Here is a 16,691-nt window from a genome sequence, read left to right as displayed (position 1 = left end):
GCCGCGCGGCACAGCCACCGCGCCAAACAACGCGCGAGCCTGCGGGATGTCTGCGCCATTCCGAACGCCGCACCGATTGGTGAGATCGCCGACACGATCCATCGCGGTTTGGCACAGTCGCCCGCAGCTTTGGTGTCGGTTCAGATGGACGATGTCTTCGGCGAGCTTGAGGCGCAGAACCTGCCCGGCACGATCAACGAGCACCCGAACTGGCGGCGGCGGCTGAGCGTACCCGTTGAGGCGATGGAACAGAGCGCGGCCTTGCTGCATATATCTGAGGTGATGCGCGATGTGCGCGGCATGCCCGAACACCAAGACGACACGGACCACCCCAAGGAGGTACCCGCATGACGATCCTGACCCAGACCTGCACCCCGTTCGAGGGCCAGAAACCCGGAACCTCGGGCCTGCGCAAGAAGACCCGCGTGTATATGCAGCCGAGCTATGTGGAATGCTTTGTGCAGTCGATCTTCAACGCGATTGGTGGCGTTGCCGGTAAGACGCTGGTGATTGGCGGGGATGGACGATACTTCAACGCCGAAGCAATCCATACGATTCTGCGCATGGCCTCGGCCAATGGCGCGACGCTGGCGATTGTCGGTCAGGGTGGTCTCTTGTCCACCCCGGCGGCGTCGAACCTGATCCGCCAGCGCGGGGCGGATGGCGGGTTGATCCTGTCGGCCAGCCACAATCCCGGCGGCATCGACGAGGATTTCGGCCTCAAGTACAACATCTCCAACGGCGGACCTGCGCCCGAGGCGATCACTGACGCCATCTTCGAGCAGACAAAGACCATCAGCAGCTACAAGACGCTGGATTCGGGCGATATCGACCTTGGGCAGATCGGGACAGTGGCGCTGGGCGACATGGCAGTCGAGATCGTCGATCCGGTCGAGGATTACGCCGCGCTGATGGAAGAGCTGTTCGATTTCACAGCACTTCGGGCGCTGTTCGCCAGCGGCTTCACCATGAAATTCGACGCGATGCACGCGGTGACCGGACCTTATGCCAAGGCCATTCTGGAGGACACGCTGGGCGCGCCTGCGGGTACGGTGCTGAACGGTGTGCCGTCGGTCGATTTCGGCAAGGGTCATCCCGACCCGAACCCGATCTGGGCTAAGCCGCTGGTCGATCTGGTCATGTCCGAGGATGGGCCTGACTTCGCGGCAGCCTCGGACGGGGATGGCGACCGCAACATGATCCTTGGTCGTGGGGTCTACGTCACGCCATCCGATTCGCTGGCTGTGCTGGCCGCCAACGCGCACCTTGCCCCCGGCTATGAGCGCGGTATCGCCGGGGTGGCGCGGTCGATGCCAACAAGTGGTGCCTGTGACCGGGTGGCCAAGGCGCTGGCGGTGGAATGTTTCGAAACACCGACGGGCTGGAAGTTCTTTGGCAACCTGCTGGACGCCGGGCGCGTGACGCTCTGTGGCGAGGAAAGCGCGGGAACGGGCAGCGACCATGTGCGCGAAAAGGACGGGCTGTGGGCGGTGCTCCTGTGGCTGAACATTCTGGCCGTGCGCAAGATGTCGGTGAAGGACATCCTGCAGGACCATTGGCAGATCTATGGCCGCAACTACTATTCGCGCCACGATTACGAAGCGGTGGATGCGGCGGCGGCCAACGGGTTGGTGGCGGATCTGACGGCCAAGCTGGACGCTCTGGCGGGGCAGACCTTTGGGGCCTGTACGGTGACGATGGCGGACAGCTTTTCCTACCATGATCCGGTGGACGGATCGGTGAGCCACAATCAGGGGCTTCGGATCAATTTCGAAGGCGGAGGCCGCGCGGTGCTGCGTCTTTCGGGGACCGGGACCGAGGGCGCGACGCTGCGGGTCTATCTGGAGAGGTACGAGGCCCCTGAGGGCGATCTGAACATCGAGGCGCAGACGGCGCTCAAGGACATCGCCGAGGCGACGGCGCTGATCAGCGGGTTGACCGAGCGTACAGGTCGGACAGCGCCGGACGTGATGACCTGAGCGGGGAAGCCCTTACGAAAGGGCTTGGCACGCGGTTTCGAAACCGCGTTGGGAAGGACTTTCGAAAGTCCTTCGCCCTACCCCTGCTGGACGCGCAGGCGGGAGGCGCGGCGGGTCAGGACCTGGCGGCGGATGAAGGCCAAGATGAATAGCGATGACAGGATCAGGATGATCGTTGGCGCGGGCGCGCTGTCCAGAAAGAAGCTGAGATAGGTGCCCAGCAGCATTGCCGCCATGTTCACGCCAACCGCAACCCAGAGCATCGTCCTGAATTGCCGCACCAGCAGGAACGCAATCGCCCCCGGCGCGATCAACAACCCGATGGCGAGGATAAGGCCAGCCGCAGAAAGCGTGGCCACGATGGTCAGCGACAGGGCTGTCAACATCCCGTAATGCAGCGCATTGACCCAGAGGCCCGAGGCCTGCGCCTGAGCGGGATCAAAGCTGTGCAGCAGCCAGTCTTTCCACTTGAGCACCAGCACCCCGGCAACCAGCGCCGAGATGATACCGGCGGTCCAAAGCTCGTGCGGTTCGACCCCCAGCATGTTGCCGAACAGGATGTGATCAAGATGGGCGTTTGTCTCGACCGAGACATAGAGCACGATCCCAAGGCCGAACATGCCCGAGAACACCACGCCCATCACCGTGTCTTCCTTGACCCGGCTGTTGGTGGACAGATAGCCCGTCGCAAGCGCGCAGGTCATGCCCGCGGCAAACGCTCCGATGATGAGCGGAATCCCCAGAATGTAGGCCAGGACGATCCCCGGCAGCACGGCGTGGCTCACTGCGTCGCCCATCAGCGCCCAGCCTTTGAGCACGAGAAAGCAGGAGAGCAGCGCAGTGGGCACCGCCACCACCATCGAGATGAGGAAAGCGTTTTGCATAAATGCAAAGCGGAAGGGCAAAAGGAGCGCTTCAACGTCCATCATGCACTGCCTTTTGCAGGATCAGCCTGAACAAGGCTGTCTTTCGGCCCATCGCGCAACGCGGCTTCGGCCTTGCGCCGCGCGGCAAGCAAACCGTGTTGTGGAGCAAAGACAAAGACAAAGAGGAAGATCAGCGTTTGCAGGCAGACGATGATGCCGCCCGTCGCACCGTCGAGAAAGTAGCTGATGTAGGCCCCGGTGAAGCTGGTCACCGACCCGATCAGCACCGAGGTCACAATCAGGCGCGGGAACCGGTCGCAGAGTAGGTAGGCGGTAGCCCCCGGAGTCACCACCATGGCGATCACGAGGAACGCGCCAACGGTCTGCATCGCGGCCACGACGGAGGCCGAGAGCAGAACGAAGAACACCGCCTTGAGCAATTGCGGACGCAGACCAATGGTGCGGGCGTGGTTCTCGTCAAAGAAGGTGACCATGAGGTCCTTCCACTTGAGCAGCAGAACCGCGAGAGACACGAAGCCGATGATGGCCAGTTGAGCCGTGTCTTCGGGTGTGATGGCGAGGATGTTGCCCATGGTGATGGTTTGCACCGAGACCGACATCGGGTTCACGGACACCATGAACAGGCCCAGCCCGAAGAACGAAGTGAAGATCAACCCGATGATCACGTCTGGTTTCAGCCCCGAGCGTTCCGATAGAAACAGCATCGCTCCGGCCGCCAGACCGCCCGCAATGAACGCGCCCAGCGCGAAAGGCAATCCAAGGATGTAAGCGCCCGCCACGCCCGGCACGACCGAATGAGACAGCGCGTCGCCGATCAGGGACCAGCCCTTGAGCATCAGATAAGCCGACAGGAACGCACAGACCCCGCCAACCAGCGCGGAAACCCACATGGCGTTGACCATGTAATTGTAGCTGAAGGGTTCAAGCAGAAGGTCGATCACGGCTTGTTTTCCGTGATCTGGGTCTTGTCGCCATATTGAACCAGCGGGCGTTCATCATCGGTGAAGATGGTGATCGCGCGGGCGTCCTCGTCGTCATGCAGCGCATCGCCGGCCAAGGTGAAGTGGCGGAGAACACCGCCGAAGGCACGTTCAAGGTTCTCGCGGGTGAACGTGGTCTCAGTCGGCCCGTAGCTGAGCACGCTGCCTTTGACCAACACGGTCCGGTCGCAGAATTCCGGCACCGAACCAAGGTTATGAGTCGAGACCAGCATCACCCGGCCTTCGTCACGGAGTTCGCGCAGGAGCGCGATGATCTGGTCTTCGGTCTTTACGTCCACGCCGGTGAACGGCTCGTCCAGCAGGATCACTTGCCCGTCCTGCGCCAAGGCGCGGGCCAGGAACACGCGTTTCCGCTGGCCGCCGGAGAGCTCGCCAATCTGGCGATGGCGGAATTCGGTCATGTTAACTCGGGCCAGCGCCTGATCAACTGCAGCAAGGTCGGCAGCTTTGGGACGGCGCAGGAAGCCCATCTTGCCATAGCGACCCATCATCACAACGTCTTCGACCAGCACCGGGAAGGCCCAGTCGACCTCTTCGGATTGCGGCACATAGGCGACCAAGTTCTTCGCAAGCGCCTCTTTCACGGTCATGCCAAGGATACGAATCTCGCCTTTGGCGGTGGGCACAAAGCCCATGATCGCCTTGAAAAGCGTGGACTTACCCGCGCCATTGATGCCCACAAGCGCCGTCACGGTGCCGCGCGGGATTTCGAAACTGGCGTTCCAGAGCGCGGTGTGGCCGTTGCGATAAGTGACGGTCACGTCCCGTGCCGAAAGACCGTCCTTGCCTGTGCTTTGCGTTGTCTGGGTCGTCTGGCTCTGCTCATCGAGCATGGCGTGTCCTTGGTGTTGCAGGCCTTTGGCCTGTCGGTGTAGCAGGCGAAAGGCCTGACATGGGTGCGCCCGCAGCCTTGCAGCTGCGGGCCTTCTTGTCCGGTTCGGCGCCACCTAGTTGCTGACGGCGGTGGTCAGCCCTTCGGCAACGGTGCGGGTCGTCACAGTCAGAAGGTCAAGGTAGGTCGGCACCGGACCGCCTTCCTCGCTCAACGAATCGACATAGAGCACACCGCCATAGGTGACACCCGTTTCGCGCGCGACCTGTTCCGCCGGCGCGGTGTTGACCGTGCTTTCACAGAAGATCACCGGAATATTGTTCTCGCGGACCCCGTCGATCACCGCACGCACCTGTTGTGGCGTGCCGTTCTGATCGGCGTTCATCGGCCAGAGATACAGTTCTTTCAGCCCCATGTCGCGGGCAAGGTAACTGAACGCACCTTCACAGGTCACAAGCCAGCGCTGATCTTCGGGGATGGCCGCAACCGCCGCGCGCAGCGGCTCTATCGTGGCGCGCAATTCGCCTTTGTAGCTTTCGGCGTTCGCAGCATAAATTGCGGCATTGTCCGGGTCTGTTTCCGAAAAGGCCTTGGTGATATTGTCGATATAGATCAGAGCGTTGTCCAGACCCATCCAGGCATGCGGGTTGGGTTTGCCTTGGTAGCTGCCAGACGAGATCGAAATCGGGTCGATGCCGTCACTGAGCGTCACCGACGGCACATCGTCCATATTGGCGACGAATTGTTCGAACCACAGTTCGAGGTTCAGACCGTTCCACAGGATCAGATCGGCGTCATAGGCGCGCACGATGTCCTGTGGGGTCGGTTCGTAGCCATGGATTTCGGCCCCCGGCTTGGTGATCGACACCACTTCGGCCGCATCCCCCGCCACATTTGCCGCCATATCGGCCAGAACGGTGAAGGTGGTGACCACTTTCATCTTCTCGTCTGCTGCTGCCGTACTGGCCACGGCACACAATACCCCAGCCGACATGATGGCTGCGAAGCTTCGTTTCATGCTTTGACCCTCCGTGTTGAGTATGTCTGCTAGTTTTTGAAAATGCAAATCACTCGCAATTAGGTAGGCGCAAGAAACCCCCTTGCAAGGCCTCCACGGCAAAATCGGCGCTTTCCGCCGCCAAACGGATGCTTGGTTTAGTCTTCATTTTCTGGAGATCAGTGGTGAGCCGTGCAGGATTCGAACCTGCGACCCACTGATTAAAAGTCAGTTGCTCTACCAACTGAGCTAACGGCCCACTGGCGGGCTATCTAGAAAGAGGGCGGAGTGCGGTCAACCCCCAAAACGGCACAATTCCAAGCTATCTTCCAGAATGCCGCAGCGGTGCGGTTGGCGCGGTCTGGAAAGATGTACCCGACAGGCGTATATGCGCGGCCATGATGACCAACGGCACCCGCGATATCGACTTCATGAAAATGCATGGCCTCGGCAATGATTTTGTCGTGCTGGATACGCGTGTGCAGCCTGTAGGCATGACCTCGGCACTGGCGCAGGCGATTGGGGATCGGCACCGAGGCGTGGGATTCGACCAGCTTGCGGTGATCGAACCGGGCGAAGACGGTGCACATGCGCGGTTGGTGTTTTACAATTCCGATGGATCGACAGCCGGGGCCTGTGGCAATGCCACGCGCTGCATTGCGCGACACCTCATGGACGAAACGGGCCTGTCGGGGGTTGTTTTGATCACCGAACGCGGACGCCTGATCGCGCAGGATGCTGGGGACGGGCTGACTTCTGTGAATATGGGGCAGCCACAGTTGCGCTGGGACGAGGTGCCGCTCGCGCGCGAGATAGACACGCTGGAACTGCCCATAGACGGAGCGCCGACAGCGACAGGAATGGGCAATCCGCATTGTACGTTCTTTGTTGACGACGCCGAATCGGTCGACCTTGCCGCGCGCGGGGCCGAGATCGAGCATCATCCGCTTTATCCGCAGCGCACCAATGTGCAGTTCGCCAGCGTCATCGGACCCGACCATCTTCGGATGCGGGTCTGGGAGCGCGGGGTGGGTGTCACGCTCGCCTCGGGGTCGTCCTCCTGCGCCACGGCGGTTGCGGCGGCACGGCGGGGGCTGACCGGGCGGCGCGTGAGCATCGACCTTGATGGCGGGCGGATTGAGATCGACTGGCGCGAGGATGGCGTCTGGATGACCGGACCGACGGCGCATGTGTTCTCGGGCACATTCACGGCGGACTGGCTGGAGCGCGTGTCATGACCCCGCCCAAGTTCACGACATTGGGCTGTCGCCTGAACGCTTACGAGACCGAGGCGATGAAGGACCTTGCCGCGCAGGCGGGGCTTGAGAACGCAGTTGTGGTAAACACCTGTGCCGTGACCGCCGAGGCGGTGCGCAAGGCACGGCAGGAGATTCGCAAGCTGCGCCGGGACAACCCGAACGCCAAGCTGATCGTGACCGGCTGTGCCGCGCAGACCGAACCCGAGACCTTTGCCCGGATGGCCGAGGTCGATGCGGTGATCGGCAATACAGAAAAGATGACACCGGACACCTGGAAAGGTCTGGCGGCCGATTTCATCGGTGAGACCGAGGCGGTGCAGGTCAACGACATCATGTCCGTGACGGAAACAGCGCAGCACCTGATCGACGGTTTCGGCACGCGGTCCCGCGCCTATGTGCAGGTCCAGAACGGCTGCGACCATCGCTGCACCTTCTGCATCATTCCCTATGGTCGCGGCAACTCGCGGTCCGTGCCTGCAGGCGTGATCGTGGACCAGATCAAGCGGCTGGTGGACAAGGGCTTTAACGAGGTGGTGCTGACCGGGGTGGACCTAACGTCATGGGGGGCAGACCTGCCTGCGCAGCCGAAGCTGGGCGATCTGGTGATGCGCATCCTCAAGCTGGTGCCGGATCTGCCGCGGCTGCGGATCAGCTCCATCGACAGCATCGAGGTTGACGAGAACCTGATGCAGGCGATTGCGACCGAACCCCGTCTGATGCCGCATTTGCACTTGAGCCTTCAGCATGGCGACGACCTGATCCTCAAGCGGATGAAACGGCGTCATCTGCGCGACGATGCGATCCGCTTTGCCGAAGAGGCGCGCAAGCTGCGGCCGGACATGACGTTCGGGGCCGACATCATAGCGGGCTTCCCGACCGAGACCGAGGCGCATTTCGAAAACTCGCTGAAGCTGGTCGAAGACTGTGCCCTCACCTGGCTGCATGTCTTTCCCTATTCGCCGCGCGAAGGCACTCCGGCGGCCCGGATGCCGCAGGTGGACGGGCGCGCGATCAAGGAGCGGGCCGCGCGTTTGCGGGCGGCCGGTGATGCCGCCGTCTCGCGCCATCTGATCGCGCAGCAGGGACGCATCCACAGCGTATTGATGGAAGCGCCCGACATGGGGCGGACCGAGCAGTTCACCGAAGTCCGGTTTTCGGCAGAACAGCCTGTGGGACAGATCGTGCGCGCGACCATTGCCGGGCAGCACGGGCATCAACTCGTTGCCTGATCGGGGCGGGCGTTTGCGTCACCGAAAACGGTCGATGCGTCGATGCATCGGCCCTGCTCACAACCGCGGGAAAAATACGCGCGAGCAATTGCACCGCATCAACAATTCGGCCAAAACCTCGGAATGAGTGATCAATCCCGCGCGCTGTGCGTCCACCTCCTGACCGCGACCGGAGCCGTTTTTGCCATGCTGGCCTTGCTGGCAGCGGCGCAGGAAAAATGGTCCATCATGTTCCTGTGGCTGGTTGTGGCCTTTGCGGTCGATGGCATCGACGGTCCGTTGGCCCGTAAATACGATGTCAAAACATATGCACCGCGCTTTGATGGGGTGCTGCTCGACCTGATCATCGACTATCTCACTTACGTTTTCATTCCGGCTTTTGCGCTGTTCCAATCCGGTTTGCTTCCCGGTTGGACAGGATGGTTTGCGATCATCGTGATCACCTTCGCCTCGGCCATGTATTTCGCCGACAGCCGGATGAAGACTTCGGACAATTCGTTTCAAGGCTTTCCCGGGTGCTGGAACATGGTGATCCTGGTGTTGTTCGCCATCGAGCCGAATTTCTGGGTGTCCTTGACGATGGTCGCGGTGCTGGCGGTGGCGATGTTCCTGCCGCTCAAGTTCATCCACCCGGTGCGTACCGAGCGCTGGCGCAGCTTGTCGCTGCCGATTGCGCTGGCGTGGACGTTCTTTGCAGGCTGGGCAGCGTGGGTCGATTTCCACCCGGAAAGCTGGGCGCATTGGGGGCTGATTGCCACGTCGCTTTACCTGATCCTTGTCGGGATCGTTCAGCAGATTGTACCGATACGCAACCAGTGATTGCTTTCGGCTAAAAAGCTGAGCATGGCTTGACCATGTTCGTGCCCAAAGCCCCAAACCCATTTCTTGCCGCGCTGTTGACGTTGCTGGCTTCGGCTTTCGTTGCAGGTACGACCTTGCTGGCAAAGATGCTGGGGACAGATGTGCTCGGGCCTGCGCTCAATCCGTTGCAGATCAGTCAGGGGCGGTTCATCTTTGCCTTTCTCGCCTTTGGTCTGGCCGCGCTGGTGATGCGATTGCACTTCACTGAAATCGCGTGGAAGACCCACACGCTGCGGGTCGCGTTCGGCTGGGGTGGCGTCACGCTGATGTTCGCGGCAGCGGCGTTTATCCCGCTGTCGGATGCCACCGCGATCAGTTTTCTGAACCCGGTGATCGGGATGCTTCTGGCGATCCCATTGCTGGGAGAGCGCGTTGGGCCAGTTCGATTGTCGGCGGCGGCGATTGCTTTGATCGGTGCGATGATCCTGTCGCGCCCGACACCGGAAGCGTTCCAGCCTGCAGCTCTGTTGGCCGTCGGCGCAGCCCTGTCGCTTGGGTTCGAGGTGATCGTGATCAAGCGTCTGACCGGGCGCGAGGGGCCGCTGCAAATCCTGCTGATCAACAACGTGATTGGTGTCGGAATCGCCTCGGCGGCCGCCATCTGGGTGTGGATCGCGCCAACACCGCAGCAATGGATGGCGCTGGCGGGGATCGGGCTTTTGATGGCGTCGGCGCAGACCTGCTTCATCAATGCCATCTCCCGGGCCGACGCCAGCTTTGTCGGGCCGTTCTTTTACGCGACGCTCGTCTTTGCCGCGCTTTACGATTTTCTGGTCTTCGGCGTGCGCCCCGATGCGGTGTCGGTCATCGGGACGCTGATCATCCTGTGCGGCGCAGGTCTATTGATGTGGCGCGAAGGCCGGATCAGGCCTTCAGCCGGTAGCCCCGTCGGAAAAATACCCACGCCATCAGATTGATCGCGACCGTGCTGACGACCGCGATCACCGCGCCCAGGATCGGGCTGCTGTCCGAGACCCCGATCATGCCCCAACGCACCCCGTCGATCAGGTAGAAGATCGGGTTGGCATGGGTGATGTCGTACATCACCAGCGGCAGCGCCTCGACCGAGTAGAAGGTGCCCGACAGAAAGGCGAGCGGCGTCACGATGAAATTGGTGATTGCGGCCATCTGGTCGAATTTTTCGGCAAAGATCCCCGCGACCATGCCGATGCCCGACAAAAGCGCGGCCCCGACGATCACGAAGAACAAGGCGACCAGCGGGTGTTCCGGCACGATGCCCAGAAACACCCAGAGTGCCAGCACGATCACAACGGCCACCAAAAGCCCCCGCGCGACGCCACCGGCAAGATAGCCCAGCACTAGTTCGCCGGCCGAGAGCGGCGGCATAAGAGTGTCCACGATATTGCCCTGCACCTTGGAGATCACGATCGAGGACGAGGTGTTGGCAAACGCGTTCTGGATCACCGTCATCATCAGGATACCCGGCGCAATGAAGGTGGTGAAGTCGACCCCCATCACCTCACCCCGACGGGGGCCGATGGCGATGGTAAAGATCAGCATGAAGAGGCCCGCCGTCACCAAAGGTGCCAGCAGGGTTTGTGTCCAGACATTGAGAAACCGCAGGATTTCACGTTGCCCCAATGTATACAAACCCAGCCAGTTTACCCGGCCGAAGCGGCGGTCGTTCACAATCATCTGTCCAGCCTGCTGCATTGAAGCCCTCTTGCCTGTCGGTTCGGGTTGTAACTCGCCCGCGCATGATTAGAATAAGAAGCGACTTAGAGATTTCGGGCGGCCAACGCAAACGGCCGCTCTTTTTGATGGAGGGCACGATGTCCTGGACCGATGAACGCGTAGAGCTGTTGAAGAAGATGTGGGGCGAAGGCCAGTCGGCCAGCCAGATCGCCAAGGAGCTTGGTGGTGTGACCCGCAACGCCGTGATCGGGAAAGTGCATCGTCTGGGCTTGTCGAACCGTGCTGGCGCTGCCGGTCCGGCGGCCAAGCCCGAGGCGAAACCCGCGCCGAAGGCCGAAGCCCCGAAGCCCAAGGCCGCGGCACCAAAGCCCGCCCCAGCACCAAAGCCTGAAGAACCCGAGGTCGTGATGGAAACGAAATCCGCAACGCCGCCGCCCAGCCCGCGCCGCCAGATCATTCCAGCCGGTCAGCCCTTGCCGCCGCAGCCTTCGGCGAACGAGATCAGCCCCGAGGCTCTGGCCAAGGTGAACGCGGTCGAGAAGAAGGCCAAGAAGCTCACGCTGATGGAATTGACCGAGAAAACGTGCAAATGGCCCGTGGGCGATCCCGCGACACCGAATTTCTGGTTCTGCGGTCTGCCGGTGCAACAGGGCAAACCCTATTGCGAGGCGCATGTGGGTGTTGCGTTCCAACCCATGAGCTCGCGCCGCGACCGTCGGCGGTAAGGCGTTTAACGATATCACGCAGGAAGGGGCGGTTTGACCGCCCTTTTTCTTTGGGCGCGTGGCTACCAGAACTCCGGATTGTTCAACGCGGGCGCGCAGGTCGATGGTCCGGAAAGCGGTGACAAAGGCGCTTCCGTCAGGGATTGCGCGATCCACCCATGGGGCATGTTGAGTGGTTGCGGCGCAGGAACGGTGTGGGTGCTGACCGGCGCAAACCCGACCCGACTGTAGAAGTTCGGATCGCCATAGGTCACGGCAACCTGCACGCCTTCGTCGCGCAATGCGTTTAAGGCATGGGTCAGAAGCTTTTGACCCACGCCCTTGCCCTGATGTTCGGTTGCGACCGCCATGGGCGACAGCAGAAACGCGACGCGCGGGTCATTCGCAAAGCGCAGCCGCGTGAAGATTGCGCAGCCGCAGAGGGTGTCCGTGTCTTCCGCCGTGAAGACGCTCAGATCATCCATCGGTGTCGTGGTCAGAAGGTCCCTGGACAGTGCATGGATCAATGCACCTTCGTCTGCGCCTTCGGATGCGGCAAAGATGTCCCTGAACAATTGGACGATCTGGTCGTTCCGTCCAACTTGATCTTGAGTGATCTGCATGGCTGTGAACCTCAAGGCTATAGGGTCATCCGGCGCATACCAGATCGACCGCAGTGATTCCATCCGCCCGTCCAATGCTTTGTGGGTCGTTCTTGTTCAGCAGGATTGATCAAGTCTCACTCTGTTTCCAGCCGAATACGTCGGGCCAGCAAGGCCAGCACCCCCCAAACCAAGAGACCAACGAGAGCGAAACCGCCCAGCACGCGGGCCAGATCAGCGACGGGCATCTCTCCTACATCGCTGACATTGCGCGAGGCCAACCAAAGGCTTGCCGCAAAGACAATCCGTCCCGCAAAACTCTGAAGTGACAGGTAGGTGGCACGCATCCCATCGGTCAGCAGAGGCTGTGTTCGAGCCAGAATGAATGGTCGGGACAGCGAATCCGGCACCATGCGAATAAACAGGAAGGCGATGGAAAGGGGGCTTTGGCTGAGCGCGAGGACCGAGCAAAGCAGCACCTGCAACGCGAAAGCAAGAAGCAGAGTAGATGCCAACCCGATGCGCTTGCGGATCACCGGTGCGGCAAATGACGCGGCCACCGACACTGCCATCATGATGGTCGTCACCACACCACTGACCAAGGTGGCTTCGCCAGACAGGCCCACCTGATCGAGGGCTTTCAGGATAAACGGTTGACCGAACAAGAACGGCACTTGCGAGAACCCGTACATCACGACGCTGAGTGCAAAGAGCCAGAGCAAGACAGGGTTCCGGAACGCAGCAGCGATAGCCGGACCGATGGCTGTTGGCTCAGGCGGTGTGTCAGGATCAGCCTGCGAGTTGCGCAGCCTTGTCGCCAGCACCAGCATCGCCACAAAGGCGATGCCCGAAAGAACAAAGGGCAGGACAGGCAGAGCGCGCGCCATGAGCCCGCCGGTGACCGCCGACACCATCAGCGCGGCGAAGGTAAACCGCCAAAGGCGCAATTCGTACTGTTCGACGTCGTGCTCCCGCCCTTCGGCGGCGAGCGTTTCGTATAGCAACGAACTGTCGGTGCCGGACGCAAAAGCCATCGACGCGCCCAGAAACAACTGCGCCAGGACGAAGACGGCAAAGCTGCCCCCTATGGAAAAACAGACCATCGCGGCGATCCCTGCGACCGCAGACGCGATCAGCGTCACACGGCGGCCGATGCGGTCTGACATGTAGCCGGATGGCACTTCGAACAGGGTCGTGCAGATGTCGTAGATTGCATAGAGCAGCACCGCTTCGGCGGCCGATAACGTGCCTTGCAGGTATAAGAACCACGTCGCCTGCCAGAACAACAGGTTCTGGGCGAATTTCATCCAAGGCAGGATGGTCAGGTTGCGGGACAGGTTTTGCGGTGCGATGGGGTTTGCTCGGTTGCTGTTTGTGCGACCGGACCATGTGACCTTCGATTTGGCAAGCGATGTGGTGCGGATTGTCAGCACGCTGGCTGCAATCGGCCCTTCCCCAAGGATGTGCAAATCTCTATATGCCGCGCATGTCCCAGAACCCGCCTTCCCTTCGCCCCGACCTTGCGCCAACGGCGCGGTTTTCCGATGCGCCCCGTGCGGGTCAGCCGACCATCGGCATGGTCTCGCTTGGCTGCCCCAAGGCGCTGGTTGATTCAGAGCGGATTCTGACGCGGCTGCGGGCCGAAGGCTATGGGATCAGCCCGGATTATTCCGGCGCTGACGCGGTGATCGTGAACACCTGCGGATTTCTCGACAGTGCCAAGGCAGAAAGCCTCGAGGCGATTGGCGAAGCGCTGGCCGAAAACGGCCGGGTGATCGTGACCGGCTGTCTGGGGGCGGAACCGGAGTATATCACCGGCGCACATCCCAAGGTACTGGCCGTCACGGGCCCGCATCAATACGAACAGGTGCTGGACGCGGTGCACAAAGCCGTGCCACCCGATCCCGATCCGTTCATCGACCTGCTGCCTGCATCAGGCGTGAAGCTGACGCCGCGCCATTACAGCTACTTGAAGATTTCGGAAGGCTGCAATCACACCTGCAAGTTCTGCATCATCCCGGACATGCGCGGCAAGCTGACCTCGCGCCCGGCCAAGGCGGTGCTGCGCGAGGCGGAAAAGCTTGTCGAGAGCGGCGTGCGCGAGTTGCTGGTGATCAGTCAGGACACCTCGGCCTATGGCACCGACTGGAGGGACCGGGACGAGAAGTTCCCGATCCTGTCTTTGGCCCGTGATCTGGGGGCTCTGGGCGCATGGGTGCGGATGCACTACGTCTACCCCTACCCGCATGTGCGCGAATTGGTACCGGTGATGGCAGATGGTCTGGTGCTGCCGTACCTCGACATTCCGTTCCAGCACGCCCATCCAGACACTCTGAAACGCATGGCCCGGCCCGCGGCGGCAGCGCGGACACTGGACGAAATCGCGGCCTGGCGGGACATCTGCCCGGACATCACCCTGCGATCGACCTTCATCGTCGGTTATCCCGGTGAGACCGAGGAGCAGTTCCAGACGCTGCTCGACTGGATGGACGAGGCGCAACTGGATCGCGTCGGGTGCTTCCAATACGAGAACGTCGCTGGCGCCCGATCGAATGCGTTGCCGGATCATGTTTCCGACGAGGTCAAGCAAGAGCGCTGGGACCGGTTCATGGAAAAGGCGCAGGCGATTTCCGAGGCCAAACTGGCGGCCAAGGTTGGCCAGCGGTTGGATGTGATCATCGACGATATCGACGACGAGGGCATCGCCACCTGCCGCACCAAATCGGATGCGCCCGAGATTGACGGCAAGCTGTTTATCGACTCCGGCACCGAAGGATTGAGCGTTGGTGAGATCGTGTCGGTCGAGGTAGACGAAGCTGGCGAATATGATCTGTGGGGTCGGCGCGTCTGATGCGTTGACGCATCAGACCGTTTCCGATGACGGAAACGGCCCGCCGGGGTTGCCAGCGTCGTCTTTAGGCTTAGCTGTGCGTCATGTCAGAGACACACCAAACCCGCGTGCTTTACAACGACCAGTGCCCGGTCTGTTCCTTCGAAATCAATCACTATGCGACCTATGCCAAACGCGAAGGGTTGCCGATCCGGTTCGACGACCTGAACGGTCCAGACCGTGCGGCCTGGGGGATTGACGAAGATACCGCTGCGCGGCGGCTTTACGTACTGCGCGACGGGGAATTGACCAGCGGCATTCCGGCTTTCCTTGTCCTGTGGCGCGACATGCCCCGGTATCGGTGGCTGGCGCGGGTTGTCGGACTGCCGGGCGTCAGGCAGGCCGCTTCAGTGGTGTATGACCACGTTCTGGCACCGCTGATCTATCGGTGGCACCTGCGCCGCAAGGCCCGACGCGCTACCCAATCAGGATAACGATCCAAGCCACCCCTGCTGCAATAGCGGCAACCGCTACACCTGCGCTGCCCGCATCCTTGGCGCGTTTGGCAATCGGGTGGTCTTCGGTCGAGATGTAATCGACCGCATCCTCGATGGCGGTGTTGAGCAGCTCGGCTGCGAGCACAAGAATGCCCAAAGCGAGGATCAAGGCGCGCTCTGCCGGAGCCAAAGGCAGGATCAGCGCCAGAGTCGCCGAGATCAGGTTGGCCCACACCCAACTGCGGAAACTATGCTCCGTCCGCCAAGTCGCCACCACACCGTCCCAAGACCAGATGCACCGCAGTTTCAAGCGTCTGAAAAACTCCATGGCGGGACCTACCTGTTATCTAGGTAGTGGCGGACGCAGTCCTGCACATGGCGGAACCGGTCCCCGCCCAGATGCTTGCCGCCATACCAGCGGGTTACGACGATCACATGGTCCGTCAGGCCTTCACGTTCCAGCATTTGCAGGATGATCTGACCCGCCCCACCTTCGCCGTCGTCATTCTTGAGAGGCGTGCCATCCGAGAACACCACCGCCCATGTGTTATGGGTGGCCTTGGCGTATTTCTTGGCGCGTTTGAGGGTCTTGAGAAATCCGTCCACGTCGGAACGACTGACCGCAGGCCCACCGCTTACCGCGTATTTGGACCCACGATCCGAGATGACACCTTCAAATTGTCTCATCTTCCAGATGCAGTTTCATGTCGACCAGCACCTGTTGCAGGGCAAGGGTTTCGCGCAGAAGGCGGCGCGCTTCGTTGGCGCTGATGACACCATCGGCGATGGATTGATGATATTCCGACATAAGCATGGCAAAGCGTTGGCTCAGCGCGACCACATCGGAATTCACGCCGCCTTTCTTGGCGTCATTGTCGCGGCGCTGATCGAAGGACAGCGAAATCCCGTTCAGTTCGGCCAGCGCAGAGGTGACGTGCGGATAACTGGAGGCCTGTTCGAGGGCTGCAACAGCATCGACCGGGATGAACCGATCCGCGTGTTCGTCATGATCGGCGTAGTATCGGCCAAGGGTCGCTTTGGATTTGCCCGTCAGTTCGCATGCTTTTTCGATGCCCACATCCTTGACCAGCAATTCGGTGTGCTTTTTCAGATATGGTCCAAATGACGGCATGGCAGCTCCCTCGTTACCCGGCAGAGATGGGAAGATTTGCGCTTCTTTCCCCTGACTTTGATCGTAACGCAATGGCACATGTGTTCCAGACCTGCCAAGTTCGACAGCAAATCGTCTAAGTGATTGATATTGTTATGGCCAGGTCTGCCATTGTGTGACTACCGAGAAGGGATCAAGCGGGTTTTGGTATATCGAGGGTGTCGAAGAGCTCCAATTGTTCCGGGG

19 protein-coding genes and 1 tRNA gene are annotated in these 16,691 nt (G+C 61.0%); 9 read left to right on the top strand and 11 right to left on the bottom strand.

Annotation, left to right across the window (positions count from 1 at the left end):
• Together JJ869_RS16065 and JJ869_RS16060 are read left to right on the top strand one after the other, a co-directional pair.
• Positions 1-351: 4-alpha-glucanotransferase (locus JJ869_RS16065; protein ID WP_292268576.1), on the top strand; the 351-nt coding region annotated here is incomplete at its 5' end.
• Positions 348-1,979, top strand: a complete 1,632-nt coding sequence (locus tag JJ869_RS16060; protein WP_292268575.1) for an alpha-D-glucose phosphate-specific phosphoglucomutase — start codon at positions 348-350, stop codon at positions 1,977-1,979. The genes JJ869_RS16065 and JJ869_RS16060, both read left to right, overlap by 4 nt.
• Positions 1,980-2,056: 77 nt before the next feature.
• Here the strand turns inward: JJ869_RS16060 and JJ869_RS16055 are convergent, their stop codons facing one another.
• The 5 genes from JJ869_RS16055 to JJ869_RS16035 form a co-directional block, all read right to left on the bottom strand.
• Entirely contained in the window at positions 2,057-2,908 is an 852-nt protein-coding gene (locus JJ869_RS16055; RefSeq protein WP_292268574.1) for a metal ABC transporter permease, read from the bottom strand.
• Positions 2,905-3,807: a metal ABC transporter permease gene (locus tag JJ869_RS16050; protein ID WP_292268573.1), complete on the bottom strand. Its 903-nt coding sequence runs from the start codon at positions 3,805-3,807 to the stop codon at positions 2,905-2,907. Before JJ869_RS16050 ends, JJ869_RS16055 begins: the two co-directional genes overlap by 4 nt.
• Positions 3,804-4,700, bottom strand: a complete 897-nt coding sequence (locus JJ869_RS16045; RefSeq protein WP_292268572.1) for a manganese/iron ABC transporter ATP-binding protein — start codon at positions 4,698-4,700, stop codon at positions 3,804-3,806. The genes JJ869_RS16050 and JJ869_RS16045 overlap by 4 nt, the downstream gene beginning before the upstream one ends.
• 114 nt (positions 4,701-4,814) lie before the next feature.
• On the bottom strand, positions 4,815-5,693 hold the full coding sequence (locus tag JJ869_RS16040; protein ID WP_292268577.1) for a metal ABC transporter substrate-binding protein: 879 nt from the start codon (positions 5,691-5,693) through the stop codon (positions 4,815-4,817).
• Positions 5,694-5,879: 186 nt separating this feature from the next.
• Positions 5,880-5,955: transfer RNA gene (locus tag JJ869_RS16035), tRNA-Lys, on the bottom strand.
• A 142-nt stretch (positions 5,956-6,097) separates the two neighbouring features.
• Here JJ869_RS16035 and dapF point away from each other — a divergent pair.
• The 4 genes from dapF to JJ869_RS16015 all read left to right on the top strand — a co-directional run bounded on the left by dapF (position 6,098) and on the right by JJ869_RS16015 (position 9,962).
• Positions 6,098-6,934, top strand: a complete 837-nt coding sequence (gene dapF, locus JJ869_RS16030) for a diaminopimelate epimerase (protein ID WP_292268571.1) — start codon at positions 6,098-6,100, stop codon at positions 6,932-6,934.
• Entirely contained in the window at positions 6,931-8,184 is a 1,254-nt protein-coding gene (mtaB, locus tag JJ869_RS16025) for a tRNA (N(6)-L-threonylcarbamoyladenosine(37)-C(2))-methylthiotransferase MtaB (RefSeq protein WP_292268570.1), read from the top strand. The genes dapF and mtaB overlap by 4 nt, the downstream gene beginning before the upstream one ends.
• Before the next feature lie 123 nt (positions 8,185-8,307).
• Complete coding sequence (locus JJ869_RS16020) at positions 8,308-9,003, top strand: CDP-alcohol phosphatidyltransferase family protein (RefSeq protein ID WP_292268569.1); 696 nt, start codon at positions 8,308-8,310, stop codon at positions 9,001-9,003.
• A gap of 35 nt (positions 9,004-9,038) precedes the next feature.
• Entirely contained in the window at positions 9,039-9,962 is a 924-nt protein-coding gene (locus JJ869_RS16015) for a DMT family transporter (RefSeq protein WP_292268568.1), read from the top strand.
• On the opposite strand, the gene JJ869_RS16010 is transcribed toward JJ869_RS16015, so the two are convergent.
• Positions 9,910-10,719, bottom strand: a complete 810-nt coding sequence (locus tag JJ869_RS16010) for an ABC transporter permease (protein WP_292268567.1) — start codon at positions 10,717-10,719, stop codon at positions 9,910-9,912. The genes JJ869_RS16015 and JJ869_RS16010 overlap by 53 nt on opposite strands.
• Positions 10,720-10,838: 119 nt before the next feature.
• Between JJ869_RS16010 and JJ869_RS16005 the strand changes: the two genes are divergently transcribed.
• A complete protein-coding gene (locus JJ869_RS16005) occupies positions 10,839-11,426 on the top strand; it encodes a GcrA family cell cycle regulator (protein WP_292268566.1) in 588 nt (195 codons plus the stop codon).
• 62 nt (positions 11,427-11,488) lie between these two features.
• Here the strand turns inward: JJ869_RS16005 and JJ869_RS16000 are convergent, their stop codons facing one another.
• Both JJ869_RS16000 and JJ869_RS15995 read right to left on the bottom strand, forming a co-directional pair.
• Positions 11,489-12,091, bottom strand: a complete 603-nt coding sequence (locus tag JJ869_RS16000; protein WP_292268565.1) for an N-acetyltransferase — start codon at positions 12,089-12,091, stop codon at positions 11,489-11,491.
• Positions 12,092-12,144: 53 nt separating this feature from the next.
• Positions 12,145-13,476 carry an MFS transporter gene (locus JJ869_RS15995; protein WP_292268564.1) on the bottom strand — a complete coding sequence of 444 codons (1,332 nt, stop codon included), beginning with the start codon at positions 13,474-13,476 and terminating at the stop codon, positions 12,145-12,147.
• Positions 13,477-13,484: 8 nt separating this feature from the next.
• Here JJ869_RS15995 and rimO point away from each other — a divergent pair, with 8 nt between their 5' ends.
• Both rimO and JJ869_RS15985 read left to right on the top strand, forming a co-directional pair.
• Positions 13,485-14,858 (top strand): 30S ribosomal protein S12 methylthiotransferase RimO, encoded by a 1,374-nt coding sequence (gene rimO / locus JJ869_RS15990; RefSeq protein WP_292268563.1) that lies wholly within the window; start codon positions 13,485-13,487, stop codon positions 14,856-14,858.
• Positions 14,859-14,941: 83 nt separating this feature from the next.
• Positions 14,942-15,331 carry a thiol-disulfide oxidoreductase DCC family protein gene (locus tag JJ869_RS15985; protein ID WP_292268562.1) on the top strand — a complete coding sequence of 130 codons (390 nt, stop codon included), beginning with the start codon at positions 14,942-14,944 and terminating at the stop codon, positions 15,329-15,331.
• On the opposite strand, the gene JJ869_RS15980 is transcribed toward JJ869_RS15985, so the two are convergent.
• The 3 genes from JJ869_RS15980 to JJ869_RS15970 are packed head-to-tail and all read right to left on the bottom strand — an operon-like array spanning position 15,315 to position 16,466.
• The gene (locus JJ869_RS15980) at positions 15,315-15,662 is read right to left on the bottom strand and encodes a diacylglycerol kinase (protein ID WP_292268561.1); all 348 of its coding nucleotides are present in this window, start codon (positions 15,660-15,662) and stop codon (positions 15,315-15,317) included. The two genes, JJ869_RS15985 and JJ869_RS15980, sit on opposite strands and share 17 nt — an antisense overlap.
• An 8-nt stretch (positions 15,663-15,670) precedes the next feature.
• The gene (locus JJ869_RS15975; RefSeq protein WP_292268560.1) at positions 15,671-16,021 is read right to left on the bottom strand and encodes a YigZ family protein; all 351 of its coding nucleotides are present in this window, start codon (positions 16,019-16,021) and stop codon (positions 15,671-15,673) included.
• A complete protein-coding gene (locus JJ869_RS15970; RefSeq protein WP_292268559.1) occupies positions 16,008-16,466 on the bottom strand; it encodes a hypothetical protein in 459 nt (152 codons plus the stop codon). The genes JJ869_RS15975 and JJ869_RS15970 overlap by 14 nt, the downstream gene beginning before the upstream one ends.
• Positions 16,467-16,691 lie beyond the last annotated feature (225 nt).

The sequence above is a fragment of the Marivita sp. genome, assembly GCF_017643905.1.
GTDB lineage: Bacteria > Pseudomonadota > Alphaproteobacteria > Rhodobacterales > Rhodobacteraceae > Marivita.
The sequence above is the reverse complement of the archived record's forward strand: the minus strand, read 5'-3'. Positions and strand labels throughout refer to the sequence as shown.